14 protein-coding genes, 1 tRNA gene and 1 pseudogene are annotated in these 18,750 nt (G+C 57.5%); 8 read left to right on the top strand and 8 right to left on the bottom strand.

Going from position 1 to position 18,750, the window contains the following annotated elements:
• Nucleotides 1–139 precede the first annotated feature (139 nt).
• Nucleotides 140–727 (top strand): malonic semialdehyde reductase, encoded by a 588-nt coding sequence (locus QFX07_RS07645; RefSeq protein WP_279755172.1) that lies wholly within the window; start codon nucleotides 140–142, stop codon nucleotides 725–727.
• Nucleotides 728–870: 143 nt separating this feature from the next.
• Here QFX07_RS07645 and QFX07_RS07640 read toward each other — a convergent pair whose 3' ends face one another.
• The 5 genes from QFX07_RS07640 to QFX07_RS07620 form a co-directional block, all read right to left on the bottom strand.
• Entirely contained in the window at nucleotides 871–1,806 is a 936-nt protein-coding gene (locus QFX07_RS07640; protein ID WP_279755173.1) for a DUF4232 domain-containing protein, read from the bottom strand.
• A gap of 2 nt (nucleotides 1,807–1,808) precedes the next feature.
• On the bottom strand, nucleotides 1,809–2,129 hold the full coding sequence (locus QFX07_RS07635; RefSeq protein ID WP_005507166.1) for a 2Fe-2S iron-sulfur cluster-binding protein: 321 nt from the start codon (nucleotides 2,127–2,129) through the stop codon (nucleotides 1,809–1,811).
• A gap of 279 nt (nucleotides 2,130–2,408) precedes the next feature.
• On the bottom strand, nucleotides 2,409–3,662 hold the full coding sequence (locus QFX07_RS07630) for a cell wall biosynthesis glycosyltransferase (protein WP_279755174.1): 1,254 nt from the start codon (nucleotides 3,660–3,662) through the stop codon (nucleotides 2,409–2,411).
• Nucleotides 3,652–5,139, bottom strand: a complete 1,488-nt coding sequence (locus tag QFX07_RS07625; RefSeq protein ID WP_279755175.1) for a DNA repair protein — start codon at nucleotides 5,137–5,139, stop codon at nucleotides 3,652–3,654. Before QFX07_RS07625 ends, QFX07_RS07630 begins: the two co-directional genes overlap by 11 nt.
• Before the next feature lie 370 nt (nucleotides 5,140–5,509).
• Nucleotides 5,510–5,585 (bottom strand) — tRNA-Arg (locus QFX07_RS07620).
• A gap of 499 nt (nucleotides 5,586–6,084) precedes the next feature.
• Between QFX07_RS07620 and QFX07_RS07615 the strand changes: the two genes are divergently transcribed.
• The 3 genes from QFX07_RS07615 to QFX07_RS07605 all read left to right on the top strand — a co-directional run bounded on the left by QFX07_RS07615 (nucleotide 6,085) and on the right by QFX07_RS07605 (nucleotide 10,561).
• Nucleotides 6,085–7,935 (top strand): phosphoenolpyruvate carboxykinase (GTP), encoded by a 1,851-nt coding sequence (locus QFX07_RS07615; RefSeq protein ID WP_279755176.1) that lies wholly within the window; start codon nucleotides 6,085–6,087, stop codon nucleotides 7,933–7,935.
• A gap of 359 nt (nucleotides 7,936–8,294) precedes the next feature.
• Nucleotides 8,295–8,765 carry an RrF2 family transcriptional regulator gene (locus tag QFX07_RS07610; protein WP_279742195.1) on the top strand — a complete coding sequence of 157 codons (471 nt, stop codon included), beginning with the start codon at nucleotides 8,295–8,297 and terminating at the stop codon, nucleotides 8,763–8,765.
• 614 nt (nucleotides 8,766–9,379) lie between these two features.
• A complete protein-coding gene (locus QFX07_RS07605) occupies nucleotides 9,380–10,561 on the top strand; it encodes an FAD-binding oxidoreductase (RefSeq protein WP_279755177.1) in 1,182 nt (393 codons plus the stop codon).
• Between the two features lie 154 nt (nucleotides 10,562–10,715).
• Here QFX07_RS07605 and QFX07_RS07600 read toward each other — a convergent pair whose 3' ends face one another.
• On the bottom strand, nucleotides 10,716–12,122 hold the full coding sequence (locus QFX07_RS07600) for a phosphomannomutase/phosphoglucomutase (RefSeq protein ID WP_279742193.1): 1,407 nt from the start codon (nucleotides 12,120–12,122) through the stop codon (nucleotides 10,716–10,718).
• Nucleotides 12,123–12,196: 74 nt separating this feature from the next.
• Here QFX07_RS07600 and manA point away from each other — a divergent pair.
• The 3 genes and pseudogenes from manA (at nucleotide 12,197) to QFX07_RS07585 (ending at nucleotide 15,380) form a co-directional block, all read left to right on the top strand.
• Nucleotides 12,197–13,446: pseudogene (gene manA / locus QFX07_RS07595) on the top strand (mannose-6-phosphate isomerase, class I).
• A gap of 298 nt (nucleotides 13,447–13,744) precedes the next feature.
• Nucleotides 13,745–14,014, top strand: coding sequence for an ACT domain-containing protein (locus tag QFX07_RS07590; protein WP_254756605.1), 270 nt, complete (start codon nucleotides 13,745–13,747; stop codon nucleotides 14,012–14,014).
• 10 nt (nucleotides 14,015–14,024) lie between these two features.
• Nucleotides 14,025–15,380, top strand: coding sequence for a PFL family protein (locus QFX07_RS07585; RefSeq protein ID WP_279755179.1), 1,356 nt, complete (start codon nucleotides 14,025–14,027; stop codon nucleotides 15,378–15,380).
• A gap of 114 nt (nucleotides 15,381–15,494) precedes the next feature.
• Here the strand turns inward: QFX07_RS07585 and QFX07_RS07580 are convergent, their stop codons facing one another.
• Nucleotides 15,495–16,634 carry a DNA polymerase III subunit delta' gene (locus QFX07_RS07580; protein WP_279755180.1) on the bottom strand — a complete coding sequence of 380 codons (1,140 nt, stop codon included), beginning with the start codon at nucleotides 16,632–16,634 and terminating at the stop codon, nucleotides 15,495–15,497.
• Complete coding sequence (tmk, locus tag QFX07_RS07575) at nucleotides 16,631–17,347, bottom strand: dTMP kinase (RefSeq protein WP_279755181.1); 717 nt, start codon at nucleotides 17,345–17,347, stop codon at nucleotides 16,631–16,633. Before tmk ends, QFX07_RS07580 begins: the two co-directional genes overlap by 4 nt.
• 159 nt (nucleotides 17,348–17,506) lie before the next feature.
• Between tmk and QFX07_RS07570 the strand changes: the two genes are divergently transcribed.
• Nucleotides 17,507–18,709, top strand: coding sequence for a trans-sulfuration enzyme family protein (locus tag QFX07_RS07570; protein ID WP_279755182.1), 1,203 nt, complete (start codon nucleotides 17,507–17,509; stop codon nucleotides 18,707–18,709).
• The last annotated feature ends 41 nt before the right edge of the window (nucleotides 18,710–18,750 follow it).

The following is an 18,750-nucleotide window of genomic DNA, read 5'->3' as shown; positions in this document are numbered from 1 at the left end:
ATGGCGGGGTTTATGGTGTGCACCTCTTGAATTGTTGGGGGCTGGGGGAGGAAGATGTGCTTGACAGGGTTTCTACAGAGCATGTAATGTTTTACCCGTAAAGTAATCGACCGAGGGAACAACCAAAAGGAGCCTCACCATGACCCGCCTGAACGAAGAACAGCTCATCAACCTCTTCCACGAGCCGCGCACCGCCTCCTCCTTCACCGAGGAGCCCGTCACCGACGAGCAGCTGCGCCGCATCCAGGAACTGACCTTCTACGGCCCCACCGCCTTCAACAACCAGCCCCTGCGCATCACCTGGGTCAAGAGCTCCGAGGCACGCGAGCGCCTCGTCGCACACCTGGCAGACGGCAATAAGGCAAAGACTCAGGCGGCACCGGTGACTGCGATTCTCTCCGCAGACGCAAACTGGGTAGAGCACGCTGACACCTTCAACCCCAATGCTGCCGGCTTCATCAAGAGCTACTACACCACTGAGGAGCTTGCCACCCCCGCCGCTGAGCTGAGCGCTCACCTGCAGGCAGGCTACTTCATCACCGCAATCCGTGCCCTCGGTCTGGATGCTGGCCCCATGACCGGCGCAGACTTCGTCGGCATCAGGAAAGAATTCTTCGCGGACAATGCCGAGATCCCGTTCCTGATCGTCAACCTCGGTCACGGTGAGGGTCCCGCATACCCGCGCGGTGCACGCTTCAGCTACGATGAGATTACTCGCTCTCTCTAAGCGAGCGCCTACGGTATAGCTAAAGCTAAACCCTAGATTTAGACTTATAGATAGTTCAAGGGCGGTTCTCCCATCATGGGGAACCGCCCTTGAACTATAGGTCCACAAGAGGTGCCAGAGTATTCACACCTGCAACGGGCGCGTTAGCGGGCACCAAACTGACCCACCGACAGCTGCGGAACAGATGAGGAACAAGCGGTAGTATCCAGCGGAACAATCACGCCACCGGAACCCGAGGGAAGACCCACCAGAAAACCCTGAACCGGGCGGCTACCGCAATCATCACCGAAGCGTGCCGGGTACACCGAACGCAGTACCGCGGTGGTGCTATCGCCGGGGTTGAGGGTTACGCCTGCAGGGTTCATATACTCGTCGGAGGTGGATGCCTCACGACCAATCCAGGTGCCTGAAGGACCCGCATGTACCACACGCGGGTAGCCGCGCAGGGTGCAGGAAGAATCCGAAGAGTTCTGGAAGTACAGGGTATAGTTTCGGGCGCCGGGAGAGCCATTTCCAATGAATACTGAAATGTTCAAATCATCCAGATCGCACTGGGTCGGGCCCTCAGCAACAGTATTGCTGGAGGAGCTAGAGGATTTCTTCGAGGAGCGCGAGGAATTGGAAGAATTCGACGAGCTCGAAGAACCCGAGGAGTTCGAGGAACTACCTGAAGAGTTGGAACCCGACTGTGAAGACGAGTTTGAGCTCTTCTGAGAATCTGCAGAGTTGTCTGACTTATTCTGATCGGAACCCTCGCGGGAGGACTCAGAAGAATGAGAGTCAGAGTTCTGCTCAGACTTGTGAGTCTCGGTGTGGGAAGAAGACTCGGAGTGTTCAGAGGAAGATTCGTGGTTCTCCGCCTCGGGGGAATTCACCACGGTAATGGAGCCCGGTGTCACCGAAGCGGTAGCCCCGTCAGAGGCTACTCGAATCGTGCCGGGCTTGACCGAAGCTGATGCGCTCGGATTTGCTGAGGTGCCTTCAGCTTCCTGACCGGCCTGGGACGCGCCGCATCCACTGAGCGCGAGCGCGCAGCAGAGGAAGGTGGTTGATGCGAGCACCTGAGCCGATTTGAACATAGTTACATCGCCGCCTGCATTTGGATTTCTGCTCCGTCCATACCGGGGGCATACTCGACCTGGCAGCACAGGCGAGAGTACTCGTTTGCAACATCATCGACCATGTCGAGCAGATCCTGCTCAGCTTCGGTGCGTTCACCGGAAGCTTCGAAGTGCTCGGGGTCGATGAAGCCGTGGCAGGTAGCGCAGGATGCGTTACCACCGCAGGTTGCGAGGACCGGTACGCCGTTAGCCTGGAGGGCTTCCAGGAGGGTGTGGTGGTCTTCCCACTGAATATCGTAGTTTACGCCTGCTTCGTCAGTGACCTTAATCGTTACGCCCATGCGTTCTCCTTCTTCTGTAGTGATGCGTTTCTATTGTAGAGGTAGGGACTGTTATTCACCGTACTTTGTGGTGTATCCCCAACCCTACCGTCACGCATATCACGGGAACGCAGAATAATTTTTATGCTGAATAGCATGTCTGTATTGTTCCCAGTCTACCGCTTAAAGCCCTGACAGCGCAGGATATAGGCATATATGAATACTGCCCCCAGATGGAAAGACATGCTGGGGGCAGTATAGAGAACCGGCACGTAGGCGCGCTTTAATGGTGACGAAGACCTACTCGGATTCCTTCTCCGAGGTCTTCTCGGTGTCCTGCGTGTCTGCGCTGTGGTGATCGGCGTTCTGGACGCTTCCTCCGGGGCCGCGCACAATACCGCATACACTATCGCGCGGATCAGCGTAGCGCAGGTCGATACCGAAGGTATTGCGGATCTGGCGAGCCGAGTTCAGGTGCCAGCGCTGCGAATCCGAGGGGGTTACGGAGGTGACCGCCTTCTGACCCGGAGCCAGCTTCTCGTGGCGAATATCGTAGTGCTTACCGCCCATAGTGATGGTGAAGCCGTGCTCCTGCAGCAAGTGCACGAATGCATCCACATCGTGCGGGATCTTACGGCCGCGCTGCCTCTTGGTACCGCTCATCCTCGGCTGCGACTCGAAGGGGTTACGGTTGGGCGCGGTGCCGCGACTAATACGAACTACCTGCTGGTCGGAGTGCGAGAACTCTATCTGGTAGCCGTTGAGCGAGTACACGGTGCGGCTACTACCGGGAATCGGGCGGCGGTCCTCGGCCTCATCCAGGATGCGGGCAATGTACTCGCCGGTCAGTCCGAGCGACTTGAGCTGAGCCTGAGCCTCGGGGGAGAGCTGATAGCCTCCAGCGAGAGCCTGCAGCGGGCGTAGCGCGAGCACTTCGGCGGTCAGGGGGTTGAGCACCACCTGGTAGCCTTCCTCTTCATGCGTGTAGAGGGTAACTTCGCGGCCGTAGCGGTTCTCTTGTGCGCTTTCTTGAACCACCGTGCTTGTGGGGGATTCGATGATATCCAGAAGCAGCTCGTAGGTGAGCCCGTGGCGCATCATGTAATCCATTACACCGGGGAGCACACCGTAGATGCGGCGGTGCGGCGGCACGTCACCGTAGAATTCCTTCTCAATGCGCGCGGCAATACGCTGGTTCTCCAGCGGTACCTCGGTCAGCGGAATGAGGCGTTGGTTGGAGGGGCGAATCTTGGCGCGTGCGGCGGCGGGTTTGGGTGCCTGACGGTACGCGTCCACGAGTGCCTGCTGCTGCTCCATGAATTCCTGGGCAATGAGCGGTAGGAGGGTGAAGTAGAGCTCTGCTGCTTCGGGCTTGAGCGCACCGTTCTCATCGAGCAGGGATGCGCCGTCCTTGGAGAGCAAATCCCACGGCTTATTGTTTGCAGTGCTATCTTCGGAACCCTGCTCATCGCGGTAGCTATAGGCGGCGAGGGAGGCAAGTTCCTGCAGACGAACGTACACCTCAAGAGGAACGGTGATCTGCTTAACGGACATTATTTTCCTCCTCGGTGGTGTTTTCTGTCTGAGTTACGCCATCTTCTGCCTGGTCAGTGGCATTTTCTGAGTCTTCCGCCTGCTGAGCCAGGGCATTACTGAGCTCTTCGAGCTGCGCCTTGCGCAGGGTTTCGGCGTGCAGGTGATGGAAGTCCGGGCTCTTCGCAAGAGCCATAACGGTCCGCTCATCGGGCGAAATCGCAATTTCCAGACCCTGTGCCGCGTAGATGCGGGTCCAGCCTTCAGCCATACGCACGCTCTCAGGGTTGCTCAGGGCATGAAGCATCAGGTCGAAGACGAAAGGCGGGTTCTTCTTCAAGAAGGTACGGGCGCGCTCGCTGAATTCGAGTTCCAGGGCGTTGAGCGAGTTGTATTTGCCGTGCGCCAGGGATACTTGTGCCGCTTCGTTGTATTCGGCGTCGTATTCGTCAATGACGGTAATGATTTCTGCGGAGGCGGTGTTAACGTCCACCCGGTAATCATCGTGAGTGAAGCGAATCGTCCAGTCGTTGAGTTGTTCTACCGCGCCTTTACGCAGGATGGTGCGCACGATCTCTTCGCTGATGTTTTCGCGTTCGAGGCGGGCACGCAGGCTCGGGCGCAGGCGGTAGCTGCGTTCGCGGTCCTCTTCGCTGATGCCGCGAGGCGCGGTCGGTTCAGTGGTTACCGGCTGAGTGGCGGGCGCGCTGATGGCTGCCGTAGCCGTGGGGATCGGGGCTGCGGGCTTCGGCTTGCTCGGCTTCGGGACACTCATCTCCGGGGCGGCGGGCGCACTCGGTAGGGGCTGGCTGAGTACGGGCAACTCTTCAACAGGTGCCTGCTCGCTAGATGCTTCCGTATGAGTAGCTTCTGCAGCTTCGGCAGTCTGTTGACGGGCATGCAGACCCTCCAGGTACTCTTCGATGCGCGGCGGACGGTAGGTTAGCGTGGACTTGCGGAACATGCCGGGGGAGGGAGCACCGGGAGTAGGCACTGCAGGCTTGGGGGCTGCAGACGTAGGGGCTGCGGGCTTCGGCGCTGCAGGCTTGGGAGTGGCGGCTGCGCTTACCACGGCATCCTCACTGACTGCACCCTCGTTGGCCTCTGCAACGGGAGCCTCAGCAGTGGAGTCTGCGGTAGTTTCGGTTGCCTGCAGGTCGTTCTGTTCTTCTTTAAGAGGCTTGCTGTCGCTGGTTTTCTCATCGCCGCGTCGGAGGGCGGCAATGAGTTCCTGACGGGAAGTATAAGGAATGATTTCCTCAGGTGAGTCGATATATCGGGGGAAATTCTCGTAGAGAATCTTCGCCGCGGCCTCAAAGAGCTTTTCTGCGGTGGTGTTGGCGGCGGGTGCGCAAGGGCAGAGGAGTTCTTGGCGATGCGCGTCATAGAGGGACCAGTGGGCGCATCGTTCGGTGGGTGGGAAGTAATCGAGGGTGCCCAAGTCAGCAATATCAATGAGCGTACCTATCAGGGACTGCGGAATGGATAGCTGTGCCATAGTACTCCTTTGCGTTGTCTACTCTCCAACCTATGCGTGGAGGGTCCTCTTTCCATCCTAGGCGTTTTTTGGCGGGTGTGCCCCGGAGCACGTCATCTGGGCGCGTAAATCTGTGAATTCACAGGTTGGGGTACTTTTAGGTGCGGCTTTTGGCACGGATGGGGCAGCGTCAGCTGGTGAAGCATCCTTGCTACGCCTAGCTAGACCCTGCAACGTGTCGTACTGCAACATGTTGTACTATGCGGTGGCTTGAGCTCTGCCCGGGGCTTGTGTCAGAGCGTTTTCTGTGTGCTTGTTTCCCAAAGACATCTTCCCGGGTGTGCCTTCTGGGTATATAAAAAATCCCCGGTTCCGAAGAACCGGGGATCGGTGGTGCGCCCGAAGGGATTCGAACCCCCAACCTTCTGATCCGTAGTCAGATGCTCTATCCGTTGAGCTACAGGCGCATGTTCCTCGTTTCGGATTTGTTCAACCCGTCGCGGCAACAGGTATTACTATACGGATGTCCCCAAGGGTATGCAAGCCGAAAAGCTCGAAATTGACCCAAAATTCTCTCCGAAAAATTTGATAACAACCTGTTTTGCCGCATGATTCCAGGGTTTTTGGTGGCGTAAAATTTTTTCAAAATATTTTCTCAGCGCCCTAAAATCGATGCTGTGGGCCCCTGAAATCCCCGAAGGGTCCCACCATACGACCTAAAAATTCTTTACAGAAAATCTCCCGTACTCTAAGAATGTGATGCGCAGAACTTAAGAAATGGCGTCATAGAAAGCTCTGCAGGCCATTAATGCGTTATTCTGTAAGCATCACGAGGAAGTGGAGACTGTCCAAGCGTGCATATTCACCTTTGTTTGCACGCTTGTAGTGTTTAACTGCTTCTTTGTTACCGCAGACCTAACCGGATCAATGTAGTATCCGGGCCACCGATTGAAGGGGAAAACGTCAATGGCTGACACCTCAACTCGTACTCTCTCTGCTGAACTCGAAAAGGAGCTGCAGAGCGCACCCACCACCCACCAGGGCCTCCTGGATTGGGTTCGCGAGGTTGCGGCACTGACCCAGCCCGCACACATCTACTGGGTGGATGGCACTCAGGAAGAATATGACCGCCTGGCACAGGAACTGGTTGACGCCGGTACCTTCGTTCGCCTCAGTGATCACGAATTCCCGAACTCTTATGCAGCTTTCTCCGATCCTGACGACGTTGCACGTGTCGAGGAGCGCACCTTCATCTGCTCCGAGACTGAAGAAGGCGCAGGCCCGACCAATAACTGGCGCGACCCCGTCGAAATGAAGCAGACCCTGACCGGTCTGTTCGAGGGCTCCATGCGCGGTCGTACCCTGTACGTCATTCCCTTCGTCATGGGCTCCCTGAAGGCTAAGAACCCCAAGATTGCTGTTGAGCTCAGCGACTCCGCATACGTTGTCTGCTCCATGCGCATCATGGCAACCATCGGTAAGGACGTTCTTGCCAAGCTGAACGAGACCAACGGTTTCTTCGTCAAGGCTCTGCATTCTGTTGGTGCACCCCTGAAGCCCGGTCAGGAAGATGTCCCCTGGCCTTGCAACCCCGAGAAGTACATTGTCCAGTTCCCCGAGACCCGCGAAATATGGTCCTTCGGCTCCGGCTACGGCGGTAACGCACTACTCGGTAAGAAGTGCTACGCACTGCGTATCGCATCCGTTATCGGTCGCGATGAGGGCTGGATGGCAGAGCACATGCTCATCCTGAAGGTCACCAACCCCGAGGGTAAGGTTCGCTACATCTCCGCAGCGTTCCCCTCCGCGTGTGGCAAGACCAACTTCGCAATGATGGAACCCACCATTGACGGCTGGAAGGCTGAGATGGTCGGCGACGACATCGCATGGATCGAGTTCGACGAGAACCACCAGGCACGCGTGGTCAACCCCGAGGCTGGCCTGTTCGGCGTGGCACCGGGCACCGGTTACTCCACCAACCCGAACGCTATGAAGGCTATCGCAAAGGGCAACACCATCTTCACCAACGTTGCACTGACCGACGACGGCTCCGTCTGGTGGGAGGGCAAGACCGACGAGACTCCCGAGCACCTAATTGACTGGACCGGTCAGGACTGGACCCTCGAGTCTGGCCGCCCGGCAGCTCACCCGAACTCTCGCTTCTGCACCCCCGCATCCCAGGTCGACATGCTCGCTCCCGAGTACTACGACCCCGAGGGCGTGCCGCTGAGCGCTATTGTTCTGGGTGGTCGCCGTAAGACCACCATCCCGCTGGTGTCCGAGTCTGAGAGCTGGGAGCAGGGCGTCTTCCGCGCTATTACTCTCTCCTCCGAGACCACCGCGGCTGCTAAGGGTGCTGTCGGTGTGATTCGCCGCGACCCGATGGCTATGCTGCCCTTCATCGGTTACAACGCTGGTGACTACTTCAAGCACTGGATTGACTTGGGTAAGAAGCACGGCGCTGAGAATATGCCGAAGGTTTACTACGTCAACTGGTTCCGCCGTACCCCCGATGGCAGCTTCGCATGGCCGGGCTTCGGCGAGAACTCTCGCGTTGTGAAGTGGATTTGCGACCGCCTGGACGGTAAGGCTGGCGGCCAGGAGACCTTCCTGGGCACCGTTCCCACCAAGGAAGACCTTGACCTGACTGGTCTGGAAATCTCCGAGGATGAGCTGAAGGCTGCTCTGGCTGTCTCGAAGGAAGAGTGGACTGCTGAGCTGCCTGGCATCGACGAGTGGCTGGCTAAGTTCGGTGACAAGTTGCCTGCTGAGGTTCGTGAGCAGCGCGATGCTTTGGCTAAGGCCCTGGAAGACTAAAGTTCTCTGCTGAACCGCATGGTTAGGCGTTTGGAAGGGGCGGAATCTCGCTGTGAGGTTTCGCTCCTTCCTTGTATTTAGGGGAAATTTTTGAATCCCTATCAGATGTGAAATGATAAGTTTTCTCTCAACAGTGTGAGTGCAAGGCTATGCAGTCCACTTGCTCTTGAGAAATACTCAAAAAATTTTTGGGGAGCACTGAAGGTTTGGTAATTGCTCACCTTAATTTCTTGCACTCTCACTGCACGGAATACAATTCCAATGTAAGATTTTGAGCGCTCTGAGCCTGTGACGGTTCGGAGCACCCGTTATTGCCTCTGTTAAGATGGTGCTAACACGAGAGGATAGAAGGAGTATCCATGCGTTTGACAGCATTTTCGGATGTCTCGCTCCGTGTTCTGATGCTCCTGTCTGCCCTGGAGCCCGGCCAGAAGCTCTCTACTCAGAAGATTGCTGAGGGAGTGGACACCCCCTATAACCATGTGGCGAAGGCTGTGGCTTTCCTTGTGAACATGGGTTACCTGGATTCGACTCGTGGTCGTTCTGGTGGTGTCATGCTTTCGGATGCGGGTCGTTCTGTGACCGTCGGCATGGTTCTTCGGGCTACTGAGGGAGATATCCCCATGATTGAGTGCGAGGATGAGAACGGCCACTGCCCCCTCGATAAGTTCTGCCGACTGCGCAATGTGCTGGCGAAGGCGCGTGAGGCGTTCTACGCTTCGGTGGATTCGATTGTGATTAGCGAGTTGCCTGCCGGTGCGCGCCCCGCGGGTCCGGTGTTTGTGGAGCTGGGCTTTGCACCTCCGGAGGAAGCGCTGTCTGTGTGGTAAGTCTGCATGCTAAAAGGGATACGTGATACCTGTGGAGCTTCCCGGCGGGAGGCTCCACAGGGTTTTAAAGGGGAATTCTGTGACCACTACCGGGGTTGCTGGAGATTTTCTGTGATGACTTTCTATAGAGTTTTCGAAGGAAATCGGGGGTATACTGCCTCTATTTGAGGGGGCTGTTGGAGTCTGCATGAATCCTAAATTTGTGCAGGAAATACAAAATATTGCAAATCTACTTTTCAGATGCGGAAAATGTGACCATGTTCATTTTTGCACCGCATTGCATACTTTCCGCAGTAAATATATTTTGATGCCAGAATTTTTATGCACACTCCGGGGCTAGTCACGCGGCGAACTCAAAGATAGTGCTGAAAATATATAGTGTGATGCAGGGCTCTCTCTTTGAGTCAGGCTGAACCATAAGCCTCACCTAAACCCATCAACACCCCTTAGAGAGTGACCTGCACTCAGCGCAAACACCCTGCAAAATGCTACGGTAAGGGTGCTTTATAAACACTCCGTCACCAACTGAGCTGTCCGAGTGAACGCCCCCGCATCACATATATCAAGGGTGTCACCACAACGACCGCGGTGACCGTACAGGAAGAAGGCAAGACATGCTCTCCGAGAAGTCCCGCCCCATTATTGAGGCAACGCTACCCATCATTGCTGAGCGCATCAACGACATCACCCCCGACTTCTACCGTCGAATGTTCGCCGCTCGCCCCGACCTGATGGACGGCATGTTCTCCCGCTCCTCTCAGCTCGAAGGAACCCAACCCAAGGCACTGGCTGGCTCCATCGCTGTGTTCGCTTCCTATATCGTCCAGAACCCGGACTCCTACCCCGACGAGGTCCTCTCCCGCGTAGCACACAAGCACGCATCCCTGGGCCTGAAGGAAGAAGAATACCCCACCGTCTACAAGTATCTCTTCGAGGCAATCGCCGCTAACCTGGGCGACCTGGCTACCCCCGAAATTGTTGAGGCATGGACCGAGGTCTACTGGCTTATGGGCAACGCCCTCATCAAGCTGGAGAAGGGCCTGTATGCTTCTCAGGCAAACGATGTGATGTTCGCACCCTTCAAGCTCGTTGACCGCAAGGAGACTGGGGAGAACGTTGTCGTGCTGACCTTCGAACCTGCCGACAAGACCCCCATGACCGAGTCCAAGGGCGGGCAGTACATCTCCATCATCGTTCCCGCACGCGATGGCCTGCGCCAGGCACGCCAGTACACCCTGCTGCCCAGCGAAAAGAACCAGCGCCGCATTGGTGTGAAGCTCGACCCCAACGGTGAGATGACCTCTGTCCTGCACGAGCTCGAAGTTGGCGCTGTTGTCGAGATTTCCAACCCTTACGGTGACCTGACCCTAGAAGGCTTTGGCGACCCCCAGGCACCCCTGTACCTCTTCTCCGCAGGCATTGGCACCACCCCCATGCTCAGCTTCCTCTCCGAGCTGGCTGAGAAGGGCTCTGAGCGTCCCGTGACCGTAGTGCACGCAGACCGCCGCCTGGATACCTGGCCCCTGCGTGAAGAGCTTACCGAGCTCGTCGGTAAGCTGCCCAATGCACGCCTCGTATCCTTTATTGAGGGTGAAGACGGCGACTTCACCGGCCGTGTTGACGTCTCCAAGCTAGATGTTCCCGCCAACGCTAACGTTTACCTCTGTGGCCCGCTGCCCTTCATGCAGGGCGTACGCTCCGCGCTGGTAGAGGCAGGTGTCCCCGGCAAGAACATCAACTACGAAATCTTCGGCCCCGACCAGTGGATGCTCCACGATCAGGCACGCGAGGATTAAAAACTGAGCACACCGGATTACCGGTTAGCTTTCTTATGGCCGACTAGGTTCTTTCTCTGAGACAGAAGAACATGGCCGGATTGAGAATTCAAAACAAAAATCCCGCCCCGCAGAAATAATCTGCGGGGCGGGATTTTTAGTAGCTAGCTAGTGCTTAGCCCTGGCGAACCAAAGCCAGAACCTCGTCGCGGACGCGCTCCATGGTCGCAGCATCCGGTGCCTCAAGGTTCAGGCGCAGGAAAGGCTCAGTGTTTGAAGGACGCAGGTTGACCCACCAGCCTTCTTCAGTGTTAGTGAAGGTGGTGCCGTCGGAGTCCTCAATAACCACAGGAGCGTTAGCGTAGTGTGCACGCACGCGGTCCACAGCGGCAGCCTTGTCTTCCAGCTCGGAGTTAATCTCACCAGAGGCAACGTACGGGGAGTACTTCGCGCTAATCTCAGAGAGGGGCATGTCATTGCCACCCAGAGCAGCCAGCACGTGCATTGCAGCGAGCATGCCGGTGTCTGCGTTGAAGAAGTCCTTGAAGTAGTAATGAGCGGAGTGCTCGCCACCGAAAACGCCGTTCTCCTTGGCCATAACAGCCTTGATGAAGGAGTGTCCCACGCGGGTCTTCACGGAGCGGCCGCCCAGCTTCTCAACCAGCTCAGGAACAGCCTTCGAGGTAATCAGGTTGTAGATGATGACGGGCTCTTCGTTGCCCTCTGCCTTCGCACGAGCAATCTCGCGCTCAGCAACCAGAGCAGTCACAGCCGAAGGAGTGACGGGCTCACCCTTCTCATCGATAACGAAGCAACGGTCAGCGTCACCGTCAAATGCCAGACCAATGTCAGCACCGTGCTCAACAACAGCCTTCTGCAGGTCAACCAGGTTAGCCGGCTCCAGCGGGTTAGCCGGATGGTTCGGGAAGGTGCCGTCCAGCTCGAAGTACAGCGGAACGATTTCCAGAGGCAGGCCCGGCAGGATGGTGTTACCCAGAACAGCGGGAGTGGTCATACCACCCATGCCGTTACCGGCGTCAACAACAACCTTCAAGGGGCGGATGGAGGACAGGTCCACCAGTTTGCGCAGGTAATCTGCGTAAGGCTTGAGAACATCCTTCTCAGAAACGGTGCCGACCTTCTCAGCCGGAGGAATCTCGCCCGAATCCAGGTACTTCTGAGCCAGGTCACGAATGTCGAACAGGCCGGACTCGGAAGACAGCGGAACAGCGCCAGCCTTAGCCATCTTCATGCCGTTGTACTCTGCGGGGTTGTGGCTAGCGGTGAAGGTAACACCGGCAGCGTTCTCAACGCCACATGCGAAGTACAGAACGTCAGTGGAGATCAGACCAATCTTCTCAACATTTGCACCGCGAGCGGTTGCACCCTGGGCGAATGCATCCATGAATTCAGGGGAGGAGGGGCGCATGTCGCCGCCGACCAGGATAGTCTGGCCCTCCAGGCCCAGAACGTCTACGAAAGCCGCGCCAGTAGCGCGAACAGTCTCTGCGGTAATGGTTTCACCGACAATGCCACGCACGTCGTACGCTTTGAATGAGTCATGTAGATTAATAGTAGTCACGCCTTTTATTCTAGCGGTAAAGAAATACAACTAGCCTCTATAATGGGCTGGTAAAACCTTATAAATTCCGCTGAATGTATGGGTTTTTTATCACGTCGTTTGCTTCAAACAACTCACGTCGAGAGGTATTTTCCCCCATGGGTGAGATTTTTTCCCTAAAAAACCAGATTCAGAATTATGCGTGGGGTTCCCGCGAAATTCTCGGACGCATGCGCGGGGTACCCGTGCCCACCGAGCAGCCCGAGGCTGAGGTGTGGGTTGGTGCGCATCCGGCTGCTCCCTCCCGCGCAACCGTTGACGGCACCGAGTCCCCGCTCAACGAGCTGATTCAGGCTGAGCCCTCTCGATTCCTGCGCCCGGATCGTACCTCCGACTGGTTCCCTTTCCTCTTAAGATCCTTGCGATTGATGCACCCCTGTCGATTCAGGTGCACCCCACCCCTGAGCAGGCTATTGCCGGCTTCGAGGATGAGCAGGCACGTGGTATCGCCATTGACGCTCCGCACCGTAACTACAAGGATCGCTACTCCAAGCCTGAAACCGTCATCGCGCTGACACCGATGCGTGTGCTCACCGGCGTGCGTACCTCAGCGCAGGTGGCAGAGCTTGCCGAGGCGTTCAAGGCTGGCTGGCTGGCAGAGCGCGTGGAGCTTACCCCCAAGCAACTGCTAACCGAGATTATTCGCATGCCCGAAGAGACCGCCACCGCGGCTGTTGAGCAGCTTGTCGAGGCGGCAGCACAGCTGGCCGACTCCGAAAACGTTGCTATTGCTGACGCCGCTGAGCTCGTGCAGATCGTTGCCGGCAAGTACCCCGGCGACCGCGGTCTGCTCGTAGCATTCGTCATGAACCTGGTTCGCCTGGCACCGGGTGAATCCGCTTTTACCCCCGATGGTCAGGTGCACGCTTATGTTTCCGGTACCGCTATTGAGCTGATGAACCCCTCCGATAACGTGATGCGTGCGGGTCTGACCGCAAAGCATATCGACACTGAGGAGCTCATTAAGGTTCTCGGCGAAAGCCAGGACGCACCCGTTATCCAGCGCCCCACCCCCGAGAATGCACCCGTTGGCACCTACGCCATGTGGGATGAGCGCATGAGCGTGACCCGCATCCGCGTTGAAGAGGGCAAATGGCAGGAATACACCTTCGAGGGTATTAGCGCCGCACTGAGCGTATCTGGCGAAATCACCATTCACGCAGCAGACGGCAACGGCACTGAGGAATTCGTACTGGGTGCTACCGAGTCGGTGCTGCACGTGGGTGAGCCCTCGGTGGCAACCCTGAGCGGTAGTGGTGAGCTGTACATCGCTTCTTACGTCTAGGTCTTACCTCTAGACGTTATGTCTGGGAGATGTCTCTAGACACTCAAGTCCAGACAGATAAATGGAGCATTCAAAAGAGATTGCTCCGCTAATGACGCTTATAAAGAATCCACGTTCTTTCTTACCTTTGAATAAGGTGAGGGGACGTGGATTTTTTATTCCCTCGCTGTTCCGCGGGAAGGACTTTTAGCGTTGACCCTACAGAATGTGTTCTGAGTAACCTATAAAATATACGTATACCTGTGCCTTTATACACCTCTTCCGCAGGTACGCAGCCCTAAACCGCTAGGAGAACACCGTGAAGATTATCCTCACCGTCACAGGCATCGACCACGAAGGCATTATCGCTGCCGTGACCGCAACCCTCGCCGAGCGTAAGGTCAACGTCCTCGACGTCTCCCAGACCATCATGGGTGAATACTTCACTATGATTATGCACTGCTCCTTCGACGAAGCGCAGCAGAACCTCATCGACCTGCAGGAAGCCATGATCGGTGTCGAGCACGAACAGAAGGTGCAGATTCGCATACAGGCAGAATCCATCTTCAAGGCAATGCACACCATCTAGGGCTCCACTTATGCGCAACACCAACATTTTAGAAACCCTCCGAATGATCGAGGAGCAGAAGCTCGACATTCGCACCGTCACTATGGGTATCTCCCTGCTCGACTGCGCCGACTCTGACGGTGAGGTAGCCCGCCGCAAAATCTACGACAAAATCACCAGCTGCGCTGCAAACCTCGTCAGCGTCTGCGAAGGTATCGAAGCTGAGCTCGGCATCCCGATTGTCAACAAGCGTATCGCCGTCACCCCCATCGCACTGGTGGCAGGCGCCTCCAGTGACGAGGACTACGTAGAATTCGCCCGCACCCTTGACGCAGCAGCCAAAGCAGTCGGAGTGAACTTCGTCGGTGGCTTCAGTGCCCTCGTCGACAAAGGCATGACCCTCGCTGACGAGAAGCTGATTCGCTCCATCCCGCGAGCGCTCGCAGAAACCGACGTGGTCTGCTCCTCCGTAGACATCGGATCCTCCCGCGCTGGCATTAACATGAGCGCAGTCAAGCTCATGGGCGAAACCATCCGAGCCACCGCAGACCTGACCGAGGATGCACACGGCTTCGGCTGCGCCAAGCTCGTCGTCTTCGCGAATGCCGTCAGCGACAACCCCTTCATGGCGGGTGCATTCCACGGTGTGCAGGAGGCAGACACCACCATCTCCGTGGGTGTCTCCGGTCCCGGCGTGGTACACCGCGCCCTGCAGAGGGTCCGGGGCGAATCCTTCGACACCTGCGCCGAAGAAATCAAGAAGGCAGCTTTCAAGATTACCCGCGTCGGTCAGCTGGTTGGTACCCTCGCTTCCGAGCGTCTGGGCGTACCCTTCAACATTATTGACCTCTCCCTGGCACCCACCGCAGAGATTGGCGACTCGGTCGCGCACATCCTCGAAGAGATGGGTCTGGAAACCGTCGGTACCCACGGCACTGTTGCGGCACTTGCGCTGCTCAACGACGCGGTGAAGAAGGGCGGCCTCATGGCGTGCTCAAATGTTGGTGGTCTCTCCGGCTCCTTCATCCCGATTTCTGAGGATATCGGCATGATTGAATCCGCAGCCACTGGATATATCACTCTGGACAAGCTTGAAGCAATGACTGCCATATGCTCCGTCGGTCTGGACATGGTCGCGGTCCCCGGAGATACTCCCGCTGCTACCCTCGCCGCAATGATTGCCGACGAGGCAGCAATCGGCGTGATGAACCACAAGACCACCGCGGTCCGCGTCATCCCGGCGGTCGGCCTGGGCGTAGGCGACATGATTGAATTCGGTGGCCTGCTCGGTCGCGCACCCGTCATGCCCACCCACACCCCCAGCGCGGAGGCGTTCATCGCCCGCTGCGGTCGTATTCCGTCGCCGGTTCACGGTTTCCGCAACTAAGCTCGGTTCCGTAACGAAGCTCTAGGGGCGCTGAGAACCAATAGAAAAGGGGAGACACCGAAGATCATCTCTTCGGTACCTCCCCTGTGTGCTGTATAAGCTACCAAGAAGCTACTAATACACGAAACGGCTCATCAACGCCTCAAGCGCCAGACGCGCATTCGCGTTCGTCCGCAGGCGACGCAGAGTCAGCTCGACCGCCTGCACATCCTCCAGCAGCTGCTGGGCGGAACGGCGGGTGCAGAACGCCTCCAGAGGTTCACGCAAATGCTCATTGACCAGCGGAGCCTGAGCCGACAGAGCCACCGTCAATGCATCACGCAGAACCGTCTGAACCTGCGCCACGGAACGCAACAGCGTATCAGATGAAACACGCTTAGCGCGGCGCTTCTGCTCCTCCTCCAGACGGCGAACCTGCGCTCGCAAAGACGGAGAAACACGCTCACCCTCGCGAATACCCAGCAGCGCCAGAAGCTCCTGGCGTTCCTTCTCATCCTTGAGAGCGGAGACAGCCTGTGCGTCCTGGTCAGCAAGGTCGGTGAGCTTCTCTGCTGCGTTGAAAGCTGAAGAAATAGAACGAACATTCAGAATCAGGGAGGTAATCAACTCCTGATGAGCCATAGCCTGCTCATCGGTCGCCAAACGGTACCCCTCCTGCGCATCGCCCAGAGCCAGACGCGCCGCACGCTGCGCCAAAGGATCAGCTACACCGTGTGTAAGCAGATACTCGTGCACCTGTGCATCGGTAGGAACCGGCAACTGCACTGGGCGGCAACGCGAACGAATCGTTACCAGCACATCGGTGGGGGAGGGTGCCGTCAACAACCAAATCGTATGCGGTGGTGGCTCCTCAATCGCCTTCAACAATACATTGGAGGTACGCTCCGGCATGCGCTCGGTGTCTTCGACCAGAATCACGCGCCAGCGACCCACGGCCGGGCGGTCCTGAGCCTTCATGACCAGCTCGCGTGCCTCATCAATGCTGATGTGCGTCGCCTCGGTACTAAAGTGCGTAAAAGCTGTGTGCGAACCGTTCATGACGGTTACGCAGCCCTTGCACTGACCGCATCCGCGGTTCTGGGGGTCGGGCTGTTCACACAGCAGTGCGGCAGCGAAAATTTTTGCTGCCTCACGGTGGGGCGCACCGGTTGCACCTGTGAAAAGCCAAGAGTGCGTGGGGCGGTCGGCAGCGGCATCCGTGCGTAGCTGCTGGAGCTTATCTGAAGGAATCAGCAGGGTATCCCAGAGACTCATGAGTCCTCCTGACCGGTGCAGACCAGTTCGCGGGTGGCAAGCAGAGGCTCAATCACCTTAAGCACGCGCGCGTGTACTTGCTCAATCGTGCCCACACCATCAATGATGCGGTGCGAACCGTTAGTGTCCTCGCGTGCGATCTGCTCGAATGCACCGTGAATGCGTGCCTTGAACGCCGCGCCTTCAGCCTCAATACGGTCGACGGTGCCGCGCTGGTCCATGCGCTCCTGCTCGGCGCTCAGCGGCACACTCAGCAATAGGGTCGCGTCGGGAACCAAGTCGGCGGTGGCCCAGCGGCTCAAATCGACGATGGTTTCAATACCCAAATCACGGCCGACCCCCTGGTACGCAGCGGAGGAATCAATATAACGGTCACTGAGCACGATGGCGCCCTCAGCGAGTGCGGGGCGAATCAGCTGGGAGGCGTGATCCGCGCGGGACGCTGCAAAAATCAGCGCCTCGGCGCGGTCGTCAATGGTGCCCTGACCTGCTTCCAGGACGAGGGCGCGAAGCTTCTCGCCAATCTCGGTGCCACCGGGTTCGCGGGTGGTGATGACACGGTATCCGCGGGCACTGAGCGCTTCATTCAGCAGGGTGAGTTGGGTGGTTTTGCCGGCGCCGTCGCCTCCTTCGACCACGATAAAAAGCCCGCGGCGACCGGTCGGGTCAGCGGGAAGATTCTGTGCATCGGGGGTGTAGCTGAGAGTATCCATCACCCTTAAGGGTACCGGGTCTCTTAGCGGCACCGGTGCGGTTTTGGTGATACATCCGCGTGGGATTGAGCGCGCATAAAGGTAAAAAACATGTAAATCCTGTGTGCCGTCACCTGCGCAGGTGTGCGTTCTGGGCGCGGGTGTGCCAGGCTTAAGGACATGAGTGCAGATAACCACGACATGAATTACTCCGCAGAGACCTTTGTCGTCTCTGGCGGCCGCCCGGCACACGAGCATGATGCGCCGGTGAACCCTCCGATCGTTCTTTCTTCCACCTACCGCGGTGTGGATGCTGTCAATATTGAGCAGGACCGCGTGTACGCCCGCTTCTCGAACCCCACCTGGGAGGGTATGGAAGAGGTTGTGGCGAAGCTGGAGAACGCTACCCAGCCTGGTCTGCTGTTCCCCTCCGGTATGGCTGCTGTCGCTGCTGTCATCGACCTGGTGCCGGTTGGTTCCATTGTGCTGATTCCGAAGCACGCATACATGGCGTCTGTAACCATATGTAAGGATTTGGAACGCCGCGGCATCATTGAGCTCGTCCGCGTGGACATTGAAGACACCGAGAGCGTTATCGCTACGATGGAGGATGCCGCATCCCGCACCGGTGTGACCCCGGAGAACGTGAACTACTCGGAGCCGAAGGTCCTGGCGTGGCTGGAGAGCCCCACGAACCCGATGCTTGAGGTGGCTGATCTGCCTGCCCTACTTTCTGCCGCTCGCCGCTTGGGCATTGTGACCGCGGTGGATAACACCTTCGCAACCCCGATTCTGCAACGTCCCCTGGATTTTGGCGCAGACGTAGTGGTTCACTCCGCGACGAAGTTTCTTGCGGGCCACTCCGATGTTCTGCTGGGTATGGCTCTGACCTCGAATAAGGAGCTGTATAAGGCGATGCGTCACCACCGTATCACCAATGGCGCAATCCCCGGTCCGGTGGAGGCGTGGCTTGGCCTGCGCGGTCTGCGTACCTTGGCACTGCGCGTGGAACGTGCTGTAGAGAACGCGCAGGTTCTTGCAGAGCGTCTGAGCCAGCACCCCTTCGTGGCTGAGGTGCGTTACCCGGGTCTGGAGAGCGACCGAGGTCATGAGATTGCGAAGAAGCAGATGGACGGTTTCGGCGCGATTCTGTGCGTTACTCTTGATACGGACGCTGCTGGTGCCCGTAACGTTGTGGAGGCGCTGAAGCTGTGGACTCCGGCAACTTCCCTGGGCGGTGTGGAGTCTCTGGTAGAGCGTCGTCGTCGCCACGGTAACGAGCCGGATTCGATTCCGGAGTCTCTGCTGCGCCTGTCGGTGGGTATTGAGAACGTGGATGACCTTTACAATGACTTGGTTGAGGCCTTTAAGGTCGTCCGCTAAGCGCTTTGCTAGGGTTGTCTAGAGAAGCTGCTGATTCTAAG

Origin of the sequence: Rothia similimucilaginosa, assembly GCF_029850985.2 — a bacterium.
GTDB lineage: Bacteria > Actinomycetota > Actinomycetes > Actinomycetales > Micrococcaceae > Rothia.
This window is presented reverse-complemented; position numbering and strand designations above follow the sequence as displayed.